Genomic DNA, 14,095 nt, shown 5'->3' with positions numbered 1-14,095 from the left:
TTCAAACATTTTCACTTTTGATATGTTATAAACAAAACTATTGTGCATAACACGTTATTTTGCGAATGTAAGGGGGAAGCGCACCGATGAAACAGAAGGTGTGGAAATGGGTTTCGTTGCTTCCGTTATCGTTATTGCTTTTATTAAGCGGATGTAGCGAAAATATGCTCGTATTGCAACCGAAGGGACCTGTTGCGAAAACGCAATACGATTTAATTGTTTGGTCGGTTGGCTTTATGTTGTTCATTATTGTCGTTGTGTTTGTGTTGTTTGCGGTCGTTTTGATTCGTTATCGCGAAAAGCCGGAACGTGCCGATTACGAACCGCCTGAAGAAGAAGGAAACACGCTGTTAGAAATCGTCTGGACGGTGATTCCGATTATCATTGTTACAGCGCTAGCCATTCCGACGGTGAAAGCGACGTTTGCGCTGGAAAAGCCGGTGAAAAAAGAGGTGAAGCCGCTGACGATTCAAGTGACAGCGGCGAACTGGAAATGGATTTTTAGCTATCCGGAGCAAAACATCGAAACAGTGAACTACGTCAATATTCCGGAAGATGTTCCGGTGAAGTTTCAACTGACATCGGTTGGCCCGATGAACTCGTTTTGGGTACCGCAGTTAGGCGGACAAAAATATGCGATGGACGGCATGAACACAGAATTGATTCTTCAAGCGGATGAGCCGGGCTCATATATGGGGCGGAGCGCGAACTTCTCGGGAAAAGGATTCGCCCATATGGAGTTTGAAGTCGTGGCTCAGACGAAAGACGATTTTACGAAATGGGTAAAAGAGGTGCAGCAGACGGCACCGAAGTTAAGTGAGAAAAAATATGAAACGATTTTGCAGCCGGGGATTGTTGGGCGGATGACGTTTTCGAATACACATCTTGCATGGATCGATCACACAAAACAAAACCGCCATCATTATATGAACAGCGATGATGGGCATTAATCGATAGGAAGGAGGAACAGGTGAATGAAGTGGAACGAGTTTTTCGTGACAGGTCAGCCTTTGATTTATGCCGCTGACGTATCGATCGTTTTAACGGTGATCGGTATTGTGTTTATTTTGACGTATTTTAAAAAGTGGAAATGGCTTTGGAATGAATGGTTGACGACGGTGGATCATAAAAAAATCGGCGTTATGTACATTATTTCAGCGGTGTTGATGTTGTTCCGCGGTGGGGTTGATGCGTTGCTTATGCGGGCGCAATTAACGGCACCGAATATGAAGTTTCTTGACTCTCAACATTATAACGAAATTTTTACGACGCACGGTACGATTATGATTTTATTTATGGCGATGCCGTTTATTATCGGGCTCATGAACATTGTCGTACCGTTGCAAATCGGGGCGCGCGATGTAGCGTATCCGTATTTGAATGCGTTAAGCTTTTGGTTGTTTTTCGTCGGAGCGATGTTGTTTAACATTGCGTTTGTCATTGGTGGTTCACCGGATGCAGGTTGGACAGCTTATTTCCCGCTTGCCGGGAACGAGTTTAGCCCGGGAGTTGGAAACAACTATTACGCGGTCGCTTTGCAGATTTCGGGTATTGGTACGCTCATGACGGGGATTAACTTTTTAGTCACTATTTTAAAAATGCGTGCGCCAGGGATGACGCTTATGCGCATGCCGATGTTCACGTGGACGATTTTGATTACGTGCGTGCTCATCATTTTTGCATTTCCAGTATTGACTGTGGCATTGGCGCTTATGACGTTTGACCGTTTGTTTGATACGCAGTTTTTTACGATGGCAAACGGCGGTATGTCAATGCTTTGGGCAAATTTGTTCTGGATTTGGGGACATCCGGAAGTGTATATCGTCATTTTGCCGTCATTCGGTATTTTCTCTGAAATCGTAAGCACGTTTGCCCGCAAGCGTCTATTCGGTTATAAGGCGATGGTGTATTCCATTGTCGGGATTGCCTTTTTAAGCTTTATCGTCTGGGTGCACCATTTCTTTACGATGGGCGCGGGAGCTGCGGTTAACTCGTTTTTCTCCATTACAACGATGGCGATTGCGATTCCGACGGGTGTGAAAATTTTTAACTGGCTGTTTACGCTTCGGAAAGGGAAAATCCGCTTTACGACGGCGATGCTTTGGTCGTTGGCATTTATTCCGAACTTCGTCATCGGCGGAGTTACGGGGGTCATGCTGGCGATGGCAGCGGCGGATTATCAGTATCATAATAGCTATTTCTTAATTGCTCACTTCCATTATGTATTAATTGCAGGTACGGTGTTTGCTTGTTTTGCCGGACTGCATTATTGGTATCCGAAAATGTTCGGGCATCTTTTAAACGAGCGGTTAGGAAAATGGACGTTTTGGTTATTTATGATCGGCTTTAACATTTGCTTCTTCCCGATGTATTTCTTAGGGCTAATGGGAATGACGCGACGCATGTACACGTACTCTGCCGGACTTGGCTGGACGCCGCTCAATGTAGTCGCGACAATTGGCGCGGCATTGATGGGAATCGGTTTTATTGTGCTTTGCTATAACATTTATTACAGTGCGCGTTATGGGGAGCGCGACATGACAGGCGACCCGTGGGATGGCCGGACGCTCGAATGGGCGACGTCTTCGCCAGTGGCGCATTATAACTTCGCCGTCATTCCGGAAGTGACGGATTTAGATGCTTACTGGGTCATGAAGAAAGCTGGAAAAGGGTTCGAACTTGATGAAGAAAAATTAAAACCGATTCATATGCCAAGCAATTCCGGCCGCCCGTTCTTGATTTCGATTGCCTTTTTCTTTGCCGGATTTGGTCTTGTGTTTAAATGGTTTACGTTGGCGATCATCGCTGCATTATTTATTGTTCTCGGTTTGATTCTTCGTTCGTTTGATGATGATGACGGTTACTATATTAGCGTCGATGAAATTAAACGTACGGAACGTTTGACGCGGAAGGGGGCGTAAGGAATGGCAGAAGCAGCTCATCATTATGATGAAAAGATGCCGTTAGAGTATCGAACGGAAGAAAGCCGCCTAAATATTTTAGGGTTTTGGATTTTTCTAGGCGCTGAGGTCGCGTTGTTTGCGACCTTGTTCGCCACGTATCTCGTTCTTTTTCAACGGACGGGTAACGGTCCGACGGCTGAAGAGCTGTTCCAAGTAAAAGGTGTGATGATCGAAACGATTCTTCTTTTGACGAGCAGCTTTACGTGCGGGCTGGCGGTGTTTGAGATGCGTCGCGGCCGGTTAACGTGGCTGTTAGCGTGGCTGTTAGTGACGCTTCTTTTAGGAGCGGGGTTTATTACGTTTGAAGTTCGCGAGTTTATTGATTACGTCCATGAAGGGGCAACGATGCAAACGAGCGCGTTTCTTTCGAGTTTCTTTGTGCTTGTCGGGACGCACGGGGCGCACGTCAGCGTTGGCATCGTCTGGATGATTCTCATTATGATTCAGCTTCTTCAGCGAGGGCTTACTCCAAGAACCGCACGGAAAGTGTTTATTGTCAGTTTGTATTGGCATTTTCTTGACGTCGTTTGGATTTTCATCTTTACGCTAGTTTATTTGACAGGGATGGTGATATAAGATGGGGAATCACCATGAAACAGTTCCTTGGAAGCATGTGATCGGATTTATTTTGTCGCTTGTATTGACGTTTGCGGCGTTATGGGTGGCGCTGTCTTCAGGTTTGGCGACGAAGGCGATCCTTGTCGTGATTGTGACGTTGGCGATTGTGCAAGCGGCGCTGCAGCTATTTATGTTCATGCATATGACCGAAAGCGATAGCGGTAAAATTCAAACGATCAATATGGTATACAGCTTTTTTATCGCGATTGTTGTCGTGGCAGGTTCAATTTGGACGATGGCGTTTGTGTTATAATAATATGGATTTGTTTTTTTGTAAAAGGAATCGGTTGTTTTATAAGAGGTGATACCTAAAACATTTCAGAAAAAATAGAAAAATTGTGATTTGAGGTTGTCGGAGAAAGTTTTTTCTTTCTTGGCAACCTCTTATTTTATGTGAAACATTAGGTGATATACCAAAATTTTTATTGACAGAATTGATATTTTTCTATTATTCAATCATCAACAGTTCAAATTAGGAAATTAATTATATTTTTTTATATTATTTACTAATGACAAACGTTGTTTCAACAAAAGGGCAGAGTCGAAGGAGAGGAGGAGATGTCTTTTTGGAGTTCATTAAGCAAATTAGGACATTTTGTCGAGAAAAAGGTATAGCAGAGGGTAAAGCATGTCGCAAATGGCGTCAAGAAAGTGTAGAGACACGCGTGTTGATTAACCAATAATATCCATAAACATCATAGAAAAAAGAGCACTTTTCCTGTAGAATGTAAGTAACGACACAAACCTAGGAGGTGCTCTCTATAAACAAGCATACATGTTAGCTAATTTACTCACCTACAGTTATATAGAAAAATATGTCGAAAAAAAACGAAATAGAATAAATAGTGTCGAGCAATTTCTCTTTTTTTTTTTTTTTGACCGATTATATAATAGTTTTATACATGGATTATATTTACAATTAATAGTATTCTGTAATCATAGATTTAGTAAACTGGAGTGATACATAATGAAATGGTCCTGGCCGTTATTTATTGTCATTACGATGCCCTTTCTTCTTTTGATCGCCATTGCCTTCGTTTTAAAAGAATTCCAATCTCCTTTATGGATGAAAATCACAGACATTGTTCTCGTACTCGCCTACGGGATTGTGTATTCGCGCTTATTGCGGAAGTTACGGTAGTTTTTGAAAGGGGGTGATTTCAACATGAGTTTGTTGGCTCTTGTAGCGGGGACGCTGGGCGTGTCACAAGCTGTTGCCACTACCGTTGTATCGATTGTGTTGACAGGGTCGACGTTAGTTTCTATCATTCTAGGAATTACTGCTATCTTATCCGGTGGAGTGGATGCGATTTTAGAAATCGGATGGTCGACATTTGTGGCAACAGTGAAAAAAATTGTTACGGAACGGGGCAAGGCCGCAGCAATTGCTTGGTGAGTGGTGAAGCAGGATGGGAATGGCCATCCTGCTTTTCTCCCGTCCATGTTGAACTAGAAGGGTGAAGCAAGTTGAAACTAGTGTGGCTATTTTATCAACAGATGAGAAGGAGCAGCATCGCTCCGTTGCAAAAAAAATTGCTGCTAAGCTCAAAAGGGGCGTTGTTCGTTGCTGAAGGAGGAAAGTGGTTTCTCTCTTGTTGTCTCGTCATCATTCTATGTAGCCGGTCTTCCGTATTCGGCTCTTCTTTTACCATCGGGCTACTCTTGTTACTAGCGACTAGCCCTTTCATCGCTGTCTTGCTCGATTCAGGGGAAAAATTGCAACGTGATTATCATTATGATTACTTGCGGTTGTCAAGCGAACAGGACGACGTGATCTGGCGGCGTTTGGTCATCATCCACTATGTTAGTTATATGTTGCGCATGTTGCCAACCGTTTTTCCGCCGTCTGTTGCCTTGGTTGTGAAGCTCGGATGGGTTGGAGCCGCACTTGTATGGTTTGGACAAGCAACCTTGTTTTTCCTTTATGTGATGTCGCATGTAATGAGGGGGACAAAGTTTGGGGAGCGACGCGTATTTTCGGGCGTTCTTTCTTGCTTTTTCTCTTTAGCGGTCGGTTATATGGCCATGATCCCGATTGTATCGTTGTTACAATTGTCGCGCCATGCTGTTAAGACATATGGGTTGTCGATTTCGTATCTCTCCTATATGGATGGTCTGTTCGCCAAGTGGCAACAATGGATTCATGAGCGAGTGTTTACTTGGCATGGGATGGTAGGATTGAACGGAGGTGTCTTGGCGGCTAGTGGTCTTGCAATAGCAGCGTTCGCGTTGGGAAGCTTGCGATCCGTCCGTGCTTGTGTGGAAGCCAAGACATACGTGCTGTATGAATGGTATCAGCGTGTGATCCAATCATCATGGCCACCCGATAGTGAGAATGCGCTTCTGTATAAAGATACTTGTTTGTTAATGCGTAAAGCCAGTCAATTGGACAAACCGCCTTTGTTATTGTTTCTGCCGGGAGAATGGTTTCTTGTCACAGGAGCGAATATCGCTTTGTTCCCTTTCATCCATAATCTTTTCGTTATATGTTTTATTTGTTTGTTTGAAATGTATATCGTGATGACAGGAACATTGCGCGCCGTTGCCAGTACATTTTCACAAGTCTTTTTTTTTGAAAGCGATATTGAGCGATTGCTCGTATTTAGGCTTCTTGATCCACCTCCTCTTGTGCAGTTAATTCAAGCGAAGTGGACATTGTTGCGACGGATAGGAGTATATCCGTGCGTGGCGGCGCTTGGCTTGCTTGCTATTGAATGGGCAGGATGGTTTAGGGGAAATGCGCTGATTGTTGTTTTGCTTAGCATCATCATAATGCCGTTGTATCCGTTAGTTATCAAACGGATTTTGCGCACTGATTATGAGGTGTTTTGTTTTCTTTTATCGAGCGGAGAGAAAGTAGAGTTGGCTTCTCCGCGCGATTATGCTGGCTATATGGTCGTAGCGGCTGGAAATCATCTATTTCATCGGTTATTCATTTATGTGACTATCTTTTCTTCTCTGATCTCAGCCTTTTTTGTCTTGCTAAGAGGCGAACAATGGGGATGGTATAGCATTTTGTTTGTTATAGCTTTATATATCGTTTTGTGGGGAAGCACTCGTTATTCCATCGATAGGAGAAAGGAGGGGAAAGGATGATCGGGAGAACCATTCGCAGCCATCTGCCATATTTTTGTGTATCGCTGGCCGTATATGGGATATGTTTTGCTTTCGGTGCGGTCATTGTTTCTGAAAAATTAACGATCCATCCAAATTCCATGGCGTTTTGGCCGACTCTAGCCCACAACTTTATGGTCGGGGCGATTCTGATGTTTGGCGGATGGTTGACATTAGGAGTCGTAAATACAGTTTATCTCGCCTATAATGCAGCAATGTTAGGAGCCATTGTGAAAGGGGTCATGAAAGGGTATGGATTGCACCCTATTATAACGGGCATCCTTCCCCATGGAATTACAGAAATCATGAGCCATTTGCTGTTTTGTACGTTAGGATATGAAACATGGCGATTGCTCCACATTGTGAAAAAAAGAGCACGAGCTGAGGAGACAGAACCGCTTCATATACGTGATGTTGTTTTGTTATTCGCGGCAGCTTCCGTACTATTGGTAATATCTGCGCTTATTGAGGCTACTGTGTCACACGCATAGGAGGGAATGTTGTGGACGAACCGCTTTTTTTATTGCAAAATTTAACATATAGTTATGATGGAAAAACGCTCATTTTTGACCAGTTTTCCTTCGACGTTTTGAAAGGGGAAACGATTTTCCTAACAGGTCCAAATGGCATTGGGAAAACAACGTTATTACAGATTATCGCTGGCTTGCTTTCTAATGGCCATTTGACCTACCGTGCTTATTATAAAGGAAATCCGATTCAGCTGGTTGCGATACGCCGCTATATATCGTACGTAACGGCTGAACCCCCTTTATTTTCTAAACTGACAGGCTATGAAAATATCGAATGTTTTCGGCTTTTATGGCGATTAGATCGCGCATATTACCAAAAGGTAGAAGCGATTTGTCATACATTAGGGATGGCGGATTGGCTAGCTCTTCCCGTTGATCAATATTCGCTTGGGACGTTGCAAAAGTTGCATATCGCGATTGCTTTAGGACGGCCTGTGGAATTGTATTTAATGGATGAGCCGTTTAACTCGCTTGATGTGACCACCCGGGACATACTAGCGGAATGGATTCAAACGGAAAACCGTGGTGCATCGTATATCATTGCTTCCCATGTCTATCAAGACAAGTTCCCTAGTGCGCGTGTATTGACACTTGCTCGTCCGGTGAGAAAGGAAGGCATCTGGTAAAGCGGGGAGGTGTCCTCAAAAGGGTTAGGACACCTTTTTTTATTGCTGTACAACGCATAAATCGACTACTTGAAGACCACGAGTTTGACAGTGAATAGGTAAACAAAATGCCTCTGATCCCTTGATACAAAAGGGCTGAGAGGCGATCGGGCATACTTCCGGCGTGTATCTAGGTGCGAGAATGGATGCTTGAAATCTTTGGAGGAGGCTCCAGCTCTAGGAGACAGGTGGAATTATTAAAGATACAAATAGTTCTGTAAATAAAATTGATTCTGATTTAATAGAACATCCACCTTTTACGAAATAAGGTGGATGAGAGGTTTCTATAACACTTTTGATAGAAATGCTTTCGTCCGTTCGTGCTGCGGGTTGTCGAAAATGTCGCTTGGCGTTCCTTCTTCGACGATGTAGCCGCCGTCCATAAAGAGGACGCGGTCGCCGACTTCGCGGGCAAAACCCATTTCGTGGGTGACGACAACCATCGTCATTCCTTCGTTCGCGAGCTGTTTCATAACGGCTAATACTTCCCCGACCATTTCAGGGTCTAAAGCGGAAGTCGGTTCGTCAAACAACATCACTTTCGGTTCCATCGCTAATGCGCGGGCGATCGCGACACGTTGCGCCTGCCCACCGGATAATGAATCCGGATAGACGTTTGCTTTATCTTGCAGACCGACTTTCTTCAACAGCTCCATTGCCGTGGCTTTCGCTTTTTCAAGCGGCCATTTGCGCACTTTCAACGGTGCTAACGTAATGTTATCAAGCACGGTCATATGGGGGAACAAGTTGAATCTTTGGAATACCATGCCGACTTCTTCGCGCACTTTATTAATGTCCGTGTTTTTGTCTTTCAAATGAAATCCGTCAATCACAATATCGCCTTCATCAAAATCTTCAAGCAAGTTCAAACAGCGTAAAAACGTTGATTTTCCTGAACCGGAAGGACCGATGACAACGACGACTTCTCGTTCTTTAATATGTGCGTTAATTCCTTTTAATACTTGTAAATGGCCAAATGATTTTTTTAAATTCGTCACTTTAATCATTGCGTCGAATACTTCCTTTCCAAATAATGTAGTAGTTTACTGAGGGAAAGGGTTAAAATCAAATAAATGAATGAAACCGTTAAATATGGCTCCCACACGCGGTAATATTGCCCTTGTGCCGCTTTTCCCCAATACATTAATTCAGGAGCAGCAATGACCACGCCGAGAGAAGAGTCTTTAATTAAGACGATAAACTCGTTTCCAAACGGCGGAATCATCCGCTTTAACGCCTGCGGCAAAATAATGTAGCGCATCGCCTGCGTGTGCGTCATCCCGAGCGAACGAGCCGCTTCCATTTGCCCTTTATCAATCGATTGAATTCCCGCACGGAAAATTTCTGCTACATAAGCAGCGGAGTTCAATGATAAAGACACTGCAAGTGAAACAGTTCCGCTCGGTTGCGAAAAGAGAATAGGCATTAATCCAAAGTGAATGATTAACATTTGTACTAATAAAGGCGTTCCGCGAAAAAAGTTAACATACCATTCAAATGGAAGGCGGATGAGCCGTTTCTTGGACATTTTGCCAAGCCCGATGACGAGCCCAAGAATCGAGCCGACAATAATAGAAATGATAGATACGACAATGGTTAATAGCAAGCCTTGCAGGAAAAACGGGGCGTATTCTTGGATAATATCAAAACGAAAATCCATTCTCCTCACCTTTCTTATAAAAATTGCGTAACTAGCGATGGATAGTTACGCAATTTTTTACCGATATGTTATTGCTGTTTGAGTAAGTTATCGACTTTTGGTTCAATTCCGAACCATTTTTTATAGATTTCTGCATATTTGCCGCTTTCGATCACTTTTTTAATCGCTTCATCGACTTTCGGCTTTAAGTCGCTTCCTTTCGGGAACATAAGTCCGTAAAACTCGGATTCAAAATTTGTTGGGTCTTCGATCGCTTTTAATTTTTTATCAGGGTTGTTTTTCACATATTCGTTCGCGACTGCGTTGTCTGTTACAACCGCGTCAACGCCGCCGTTTAAAAGGTCCATAATCGCCACAACGGTGTTTTCAAATTTTTTAATATTTTTGTTTTCTGCCCCAAACAATTTTTCAACCGCTTCTTGTCCGGTTGTTCCGTTTTGCACGCCAACAACTTTTCCTTTTAAGTCAAGCGCGTTTTTGATTGGGCTGTCTTTTTTTACAAGAATCATATGAGTCGATTCAAAGTAAGGAACAGAGAAATCGTACGTTTGTTTCCGCTTATCGTTAATTGTAATACCAGAAATTGCTAAATCGATTTCTTTTCCTTCTTGTAGCGCTGCAAATAGCGGATCCCAGCCGATGTTTTTCAATTCATAGTCAAGGCCAGCTTCTTTCATGACGGCATCCAAGAAATCGACGTCAAAACCAACAATTTTGCCTTTATCCATGTACTCAAACGGCGCAAACGCAGCATCGGTGCCGACAATTACCTTTTTCTTCGCTTCACCGCTTCCCGAAGTTTGCTCCGCTGATTTTCCGCCGCATCCTGCTAAAGCAACAAACAGCGCAAGGATGACGGCAAACACCAATCCTTTTTTCATCTGTTTTCTTCCCCCTTTTGTATAAAAAAAATAAATGAAATTTTATATTTATCCAGTGTCTGGTGCGATTTTTGGTTTGTGACACTGACTAAGACGATTATCATACTATCAATCTTTATTTATTTATGCAATACTTTTTATAAAAATAATTTTTTGAAACATTTAGAAAAACACCCAAAATGTATCTTTAACTAGTATATGTAGCTTCTTCATGAAATATATTATAAATTCTAAAAAGTAAAAAAACAACATAAATATATTGTGTGAAAATAAATTTATCGAAAAAAAAGAGTTAATAGGTATTTATTTTTTTGGTAAAATTATTTCTAAGTTACGTATTATTGTTTTTTAGTTTTGTTATGGTCTAGTTAATAATGTAAAATAGTATATAAAAAACACCATTCCTATGACTAAGGAACGGTGTTTTTGTTATTAATTGGCCATAAGTTGTTTTCCGAACGCTTCGTCGACTGGAACGTAGTTGTAGCCGAGGTCGCGGGCAACTGCTTCGTATGTGATTTCGCCAGCTGCGACGTTGACGCCAAGTTTTAATGCCGGGTTATCCGCGATTGCTTGGCGGACGCCTTTATTGGCGATTTGTAATGCATATGGAATTGTCACGTTCGTTAATGCGATCGTCGATGTTCTTGGAACCGCACCAGGCATGTTCGCTACCGCATAGTGAACAACGCCGTGTTTTACGTACGTTGGGTTGTCGTGTGTCGTGACGTGGTCGCTCGTTTCGACGATTCCGCCTTGGTCAATCGCAACGTCGACGATGACCGAACCTGGTGTCATTGCTTTTACCATTTCTTCTGTGACAAGTTTTGGCGCTTTTGCCCCTGGAATTAATACCGCGCCGATGACAAGGTCAGATTCCGCCACCGCTTGGGCAATGTTCATTGGGTTAGACATTAATGTTTTAATTTGGTTGCCGAAAATATCGTCTAACTCACGAAGACGATCTGCGCTTAAGTCGATGATCGTGACGTCTGCGCCTAAACCGATTGCGACTTTCGCTGCGTTCGTACCGACGACACCGCCGCCGATGATCGTTACTTTCCCGCGGCTGACTCCTGGAACGCCGCCAAGAAGAATACCTTTTCCGCCTTTTGGTTTTTCTAAAAATTGCGCGCCGATTTGCGCTGCCATGCGGCCTGCGACTTCGCTCATCGGCGTAAGAAGAGGAAGCGTGCGGCCGACTTGCACCGTTTCATAGGCGATCGCCGTGACGCCTTTTTCTTTTAATGCGCGCGCGAGTTCTGGCTCTGCCGCAAGATGCAAGTAAGTGAATAACACTAATCCCGGACGGAAATAGCCGTATTCGCTTGCGAGCGGTTCTTTTACTTTCATCACCATATCGGCTTGCGCCCACACATCTTGCGCATGATCGATGATTTGGGCGCCGGCGCTTGCATAGTCTTCATTTGTAAAACCGCTTCCAATCCCTGCATCCTTTTCAATGATCACGGTATGACCGGCTTGAACGAATGACATGACCCCTGCAGGAGTAATCGCCACGCGGTTTTCGTTATTTTTTATTTCCTTTGGTACACCGATAATCATAAATTGAGTTCCTCCCTCGTATGTTCTTAATTTGTAGTATACACAGTCTGCGTCAGTTTTTATTTGTTAAGAAGAAAAAAAGACATCGCATGATTTTGTGGAAATCCACAAAATTAATGCGATGCTTCATACTTCGCGAGTTTCACATCGATATACAACTTTACTTTTTGGTTCATGTCATGCAAGTCAATTTCGCCGATTTCAGCGATGCGCTTGAGCCGATAGGCAAGCGTGTTTGGATGAATATTGAGCGCTTTCGCCGTTTCGTTGACGTTGCTGTCGTGGTCGAGAAACGTTTCAATCGTTTTGACTAAAGAAGCATGGTGGCGATTATCATATTGTTTGAGCTTCTCTAACGTTTCATTGTAAAAATCCCCATCCCGTTTTTTTTCAAGAAGCAAATCAAAAAATTGATACATGCCAAGCTCTTGATAGCTTTGAACATTTCCTAAATCGTGGGAAAATGCCCGTTTCATGTTTAAAACCGTTTGCGCTTCTTTATAGCTTTTTTCAATTTTAGTATAGCATTCGTATATACTCCCGAATGCACCATCGGTCACTTCAATGCGAAACCGTTCGTTCATTTGCGCAATAAACGAACGCAAAAACCGTTTAATGTCCGCTTGTGCATTGGCGTTTGATTTTGGGGCGGCAAGCAAAGTCAGGCGGTGATGGTCGATCGTATAAAGCGGGACAGCAAGCTGTTGCGTTGTTTTTAGTAAATAGTCGATTTGCCGTTCAACTTGTGGTTGAATTTCTTGTTTAAAATGAAAAATGACGACGGAAGAGAACGGATAGACGGGAATGTTTAATACGTGGCATTGTTGGATAATATCATTGTGCGATGAAAAATGCCCCGTCAACAATTTCCAAAAAAACTCCTGTATTCGTTCTTCTTTTTTATGTTTGCGAATTTGCAGCTGAAGAAGCAAATTTTTCGCTGCTTTAGCAGCTTGCTTCAGCAGTTCAAATTGTTCCTCTGTCCATGTTTGCTCCATTTCAATCGCCCAAATAAACCCTAATACTTCTTTGTTTTTCCAAATGGAAATGGCGATGCGATTGCCAAGCCCCACTTCCGAAATCATTTCTACGCGAATCGGTTCACTATTGCTCAATAATTTTGGAATGACTCCTTCTCGCCATAGGCTGTTGATGACTTTTTCGGGAACGCGCCGGTTAATAATCGTCGCTGTACGTGCTGGATCGGTATAATGTTCATGAGTGCTGTAAGCGATAAGCCGATGGTTGGCATCTTCGATTGTAATCGGACATTGTAATACTTCACTTACCCGATCTGCGAACTCTTCTAAACTATCAAAATGAGTGGCAAAAGGATTCATCACATCCACTCCGTTTCATCTTCGTTGTTACCTTCCATTTTACCATACAAAAAAATCTGTTTGACAAATGAAAGCGCGTGCTTTAGTCTAGTAATCGAAAGCGGATATACGTGGGATTGTGACTGCACGTTGCAGGCAAGACCTAAAACGGATGAAAGAAGTAGCTCTTTCATGCGTTTTAGGTCTTTTCTTTTTCAAAATTTTTCCTAGAGAGGGGATTTCAGCATGTTTAAATGGTTCCGCAAAAAAGCTGAAAAGGAAGCGATCGTTGCTCCGTTGACAGGAAATATCGTTACTCTCGAAAATGTTCCGGATCCGGTATTTGCACAAAAAATGATGGGAGATGGTGTAGCGATTGAGCCGACAGAAGGAATTGTTGTTGCGCCGATTGATGGAGAGATCGTTCAAGTGTTTCCGACAAAGCATGCGATTGGCCTGCGCTCAAAAAGAGGACTGGAAATTTTAATTCACATTGGTCTAGAAACGGTCGGCATGAATGGCGAAGGATTCGAGGTTCATGTTCAAGCTGGAGATTGTGTGAAAGTAGGGGATCGTTTAATAACGTTTGATTTATCACTCGTCCAACAGAAGGCGAAAAGTATGATAACACCTATTATTATTACAAATAGTGATGCGATTGAACATATAGAGAGAGTTGAGGCGAAAACGGTTCAGCGTGGTCAAACGGTTATGATGACAATCGCGACAAAATAAATGTGATCACGAGTGTCAATTATCTATTATTATATTTATTATTT

At 43.0% G+C, this 14,095-nt stretch carries 15 protein-coding genes; 10 read left to right on the top strand and 5 right to left on the bottom strand.

From position 1 onward, the window contains the following. Positions 1–86 precede the first annotated feature (86 nt). From qoxA to M4I42_RS03840, 9 genes are all read left to right on the top strand, one after another. The gene (gene qoxA, locus M4I42_RS03880; protein WP_268850930.1) at positions 87–950 is read left to right on the top strand and encodes a cytochrome aa3 quinol oxidase subunit II; all 864 of its coding nucleotides are present in this window, start codon (positions 87–89) and stop codon (positions 948–950) included. A 24-nt stretch (positions 951–974) separates the two neighbouring features. After that, positions 975–2,921, top strand: coding sequence for a cytochrome aa3 quinol oxidase subunit I (gene qoxB / locus M4I42_RS03875; RefSeq protein ID WP_268850929.1), 1,947 nt, complete (start codon positions 975–977; stop codon positions 2,919–2,921). A 3-nt stretch (positions 2,922–2,924) separates the two neighbouring features. Further along, positions 2,925–3,539 carry a cytochrome aa3 quinol oxidase subunit III gene (gene qoxC, locus M4I42_RS03870; protein ID WP_268850928.1) on the top strand — a complete coding sequence of 205 codons (615 nt, stop codon included), beginning with the start codon at positions 2,925–2,927 and terminating at the stop codon, positions 3,537–3,539. Position 3,540: 1 nt separating this feature from the next. Then, positions 3,541–3,834: a cytochrome aa3 quinol oxidase subunit IV gene (gene qoxD, locus M4I42_RS03865; RefSeq protein WP_268850927.1), complete on the top strand. Its 294-nt coding sequence runs from the start codon at positions 3,541–3,543 to the stop codon at positions 3,832–3,834. Between the two features lie 714 nt (positions 3,835–4,548). Continuing rightward, positions 4,549–4,722 carry a hypothetical protein gene (locus M4I42_RS03860; protein ID WP_268850926.1) on the top strand — a complete coding sequence of 58 codons (174 nt, stop codon included), beginning with the start codon at positions 4,549–4,551 and terminating at the stop codon, positions 4,720–4,722. 24 nt (positions 4,723–4,746) lie between these two features. After that, complete coding sequence (locus tag M4I42_RS03855; protein WP_044730624.1) at positions 4,747–4,977, top strand: uberolysin/carnocyclin family circular bacteriocin; 231 nt, start codon at positions 4,747–4,749, stop codon at positions 4,975–4,977. 80 nt (positions 4,978–5,057) lie between these two features. Next, complete coding sequence (locus tag M4I42_RS03850; RefSeq protein WP_268850981.1) at positions 5,058–6,677, top strand: hypothetical protein; 1,620 nt, start codon at positions 5,058–5,060, stop codon at positions 6,675–6,677. Further along, positions 6,674–7,186, top strand: a complete 513-nt coding sequence (locus M4I42_RS03845) for a stage II sporulation protein M (protein WP_268850925.1) — start codon at positions 6,674–6,676, stop codon at positions 7,184–7,186. The genes M4I42_RS03850 and M4I42_RS03845 overlap by 4 nt, the downstream gene beginning before the upstream one ends. 11 nt (positions 7,187–7,197) lie before the next feature. Next, positions 7,198–7,851 (top strand): ABC transporter ATP-binding protein, encoded by a 654-nt coding sequence (locus M4I42_RS03840; protein WP_268850924.1) that lies wholly within the window; start codon positions 7,198–7,200, stop codon positions 7,849–7,851. Positions 7,852–8,174: 323 nt separating this feature from the next. On the opposite strand, the gene M4I42_RS03835 is transcribed toward M4I42_RS03840, so the two are convergent. The 5 genes from M4I42_RS03835 to M4I42_RS03815 form a co-directional block, all read right to left on the bottom strand. Continuing rightward, entirely contained in the window at positions 8,175–8,897 is a 723-nt protein-coding gene (locus M4I42_RS03835; RefSeq protein WP_268850923.1) for an amino acid ABC transporter ATP-binding protein, read from the bottom strand. Beyond that, positions 8,894–9,550, bottom strand: a complete 657-nt coding sequence (locus M4I42_RS03830) for an amino acid ABC transporter permease (protein ID WP_268850922.1) — start codon at positions 9,548–9,550, stop codon at positions 8,894–8,896. Before M4I42_RS03830 ends, M4I42_RS03835 begins: the two co-directional genes overlap by 4 nt. Before the next feature lie 68 nt (positions 9,551–9,618). Next, positions 9,619–10,431 carry a basic amino acid ABC transporter substrate-binding protein gene (locus tag M4I42_RS03825; protein WP_268850921.1) on the bottom strand — a complete coding sequence of 271 codons (813 nt, stop codon included), beginning with the start codon at positions 10,429–10,431 and terminating at the stop codon, positions 9,619–9,621. 432 nt (positions 10,432–10,863) lie between these two features. Then, positions 10,864–11,997: an alanine dehydrogenase gene (gene ald / locus M4I42_RS03820; protein ID WP_268850920.1), complete on the bottom strand. Its 1,134-nt coding sequence runs from the start codon at positions 11,995–11,997 to the stop codon at positions 10,864–10,866. Positions 11,998–12,110: 113 nt separating this feature from the next. Continuing rightward, positions 12,111–13,337, bottom strand: coding sequence for a PucR family transcriptional regulator (locus M4I42_RS03815; protein WP_268850980.1), 1,227 nt, complete (start codon positions 13,335–13,337; stop codon positions 12,111–12,113). A 225-nt stretch (positions 13,338–13,562) separates the two neighbouring features. Between M4I42_RS03815 and M4I42_RS03810 the strand changes: the two genes are divergently transcribed. Beyond that, complete coding sequence (locus tag M4I42_RS03810; protein WP_268850919.1) at positions 13,563–14,051, top strand: PTS sugar transporter subunit IIA; 489 nt, start codon at positions 13,563–13,565, stop codon at positions 14,049–14,051. The last annotated feature ends 44 nt before the right edge of the window (positions 14,052–14,095 follow it).

Source organism: Anoxybacillus sp. J5B_2022, assembly GCF_026847645.1.
In the GTDB taxonomy this organism is placed as follows: Bacteria; Bacillota; Bacilli; order Bacillales; family Anoxybacillaceae; genus Anoxybacteroides.
The sequence above is the reverse complement of the archived record's forward strand: the minus strand, read 5'-3'. Positions and strand labels throughout refer to the sequence as shown.

Coding starts and splice junctions, on each gene's coding strand:
- qoxA (WP_268850930.1), top strand. CDS start 87: ATGAAACAGAAGGTGTGGAAATGGGTTTCGTTGCTTCCGTTATCGTTA.
- qoxB (WP_268850929.1), top strand. CDS start 975: ATGAAGTGGAACGAGTTTTTCGTGACAGGTCAGCCTTTGATTTATGCC.
- qoxC (WP_268850928.1), top strand. CDS start 2,925: ATGGCAGAAGCAGCTCATCATTATGATGAAAAGATGCCGTTAGAGTAT.
- qoxD (WP_268850927.1), top strand. CDS start 3,541: ATGGGGAATCACCATGAAACAGTTCCTTGGAAGCATGTGATCGGATTT.
- M4I42_RS03860 (WP_268850926.1), top strand. CDS start 4,549: ATGAAATGGTCCTGGCCGTTATTTATTGTCATTACGATGCCCTTTCTT.
- M4I42_RS03855 (WP_044730624.1), top strand. CDS start 4,747: ATGAGTTTGTTGGCTCTTGTAGCGGGGACGCTGGGCGTGTCACAAGCT.
- M4I42_RS03845 (WP_268850925.1), top strand. CDS start 6,674: ATGATCGGGAGAACCATTCGCAGCCATCTGCCATATTTTTGTGTATCG.
- M4I42_RS03835 (WP_268850923.1), bottom strand. CDS start 8,897: ATGATTAAAGTGACGAATTTAAAAAAATCATTTGGCCATTTACAAGTA.
- M4I42_RS03830 (WP_268850922.1), bottom strand. CDS start 9,550: ATGGATTTTCGTTTTGATATTATCCAAGAATACGCCCCGTTTTTCCTG.
- M4I42_RS03825 (WP_268850921.1), bottom strand. CDS start 10,431: ATGAAAAAAGGATTGGTGTTTGCCGTCATCCTTGCGCTGTTTGTTGCT.
- ald (WP_268850920.1), bottom strand. CDS start 11,997: ATGATTATCGGTGTACCAAAGGAAATAAAAAATAACGAAAACCGCGTG.
- M4I42_RS03815 (WP_268850980.1), bottom strand. CDS start 13,337: ATGAATCCTTTTGCCACTCATTTTGATAGTTTAGAAGAGTTCGCAGAT.
- M4I42_RS03810 (WP_268850919.1), top strand. CDS start 13,563: ATGTTTAAATGGTTCCGCAAAAAAGCTGAAAAGGAAGCGATCGTTGCT.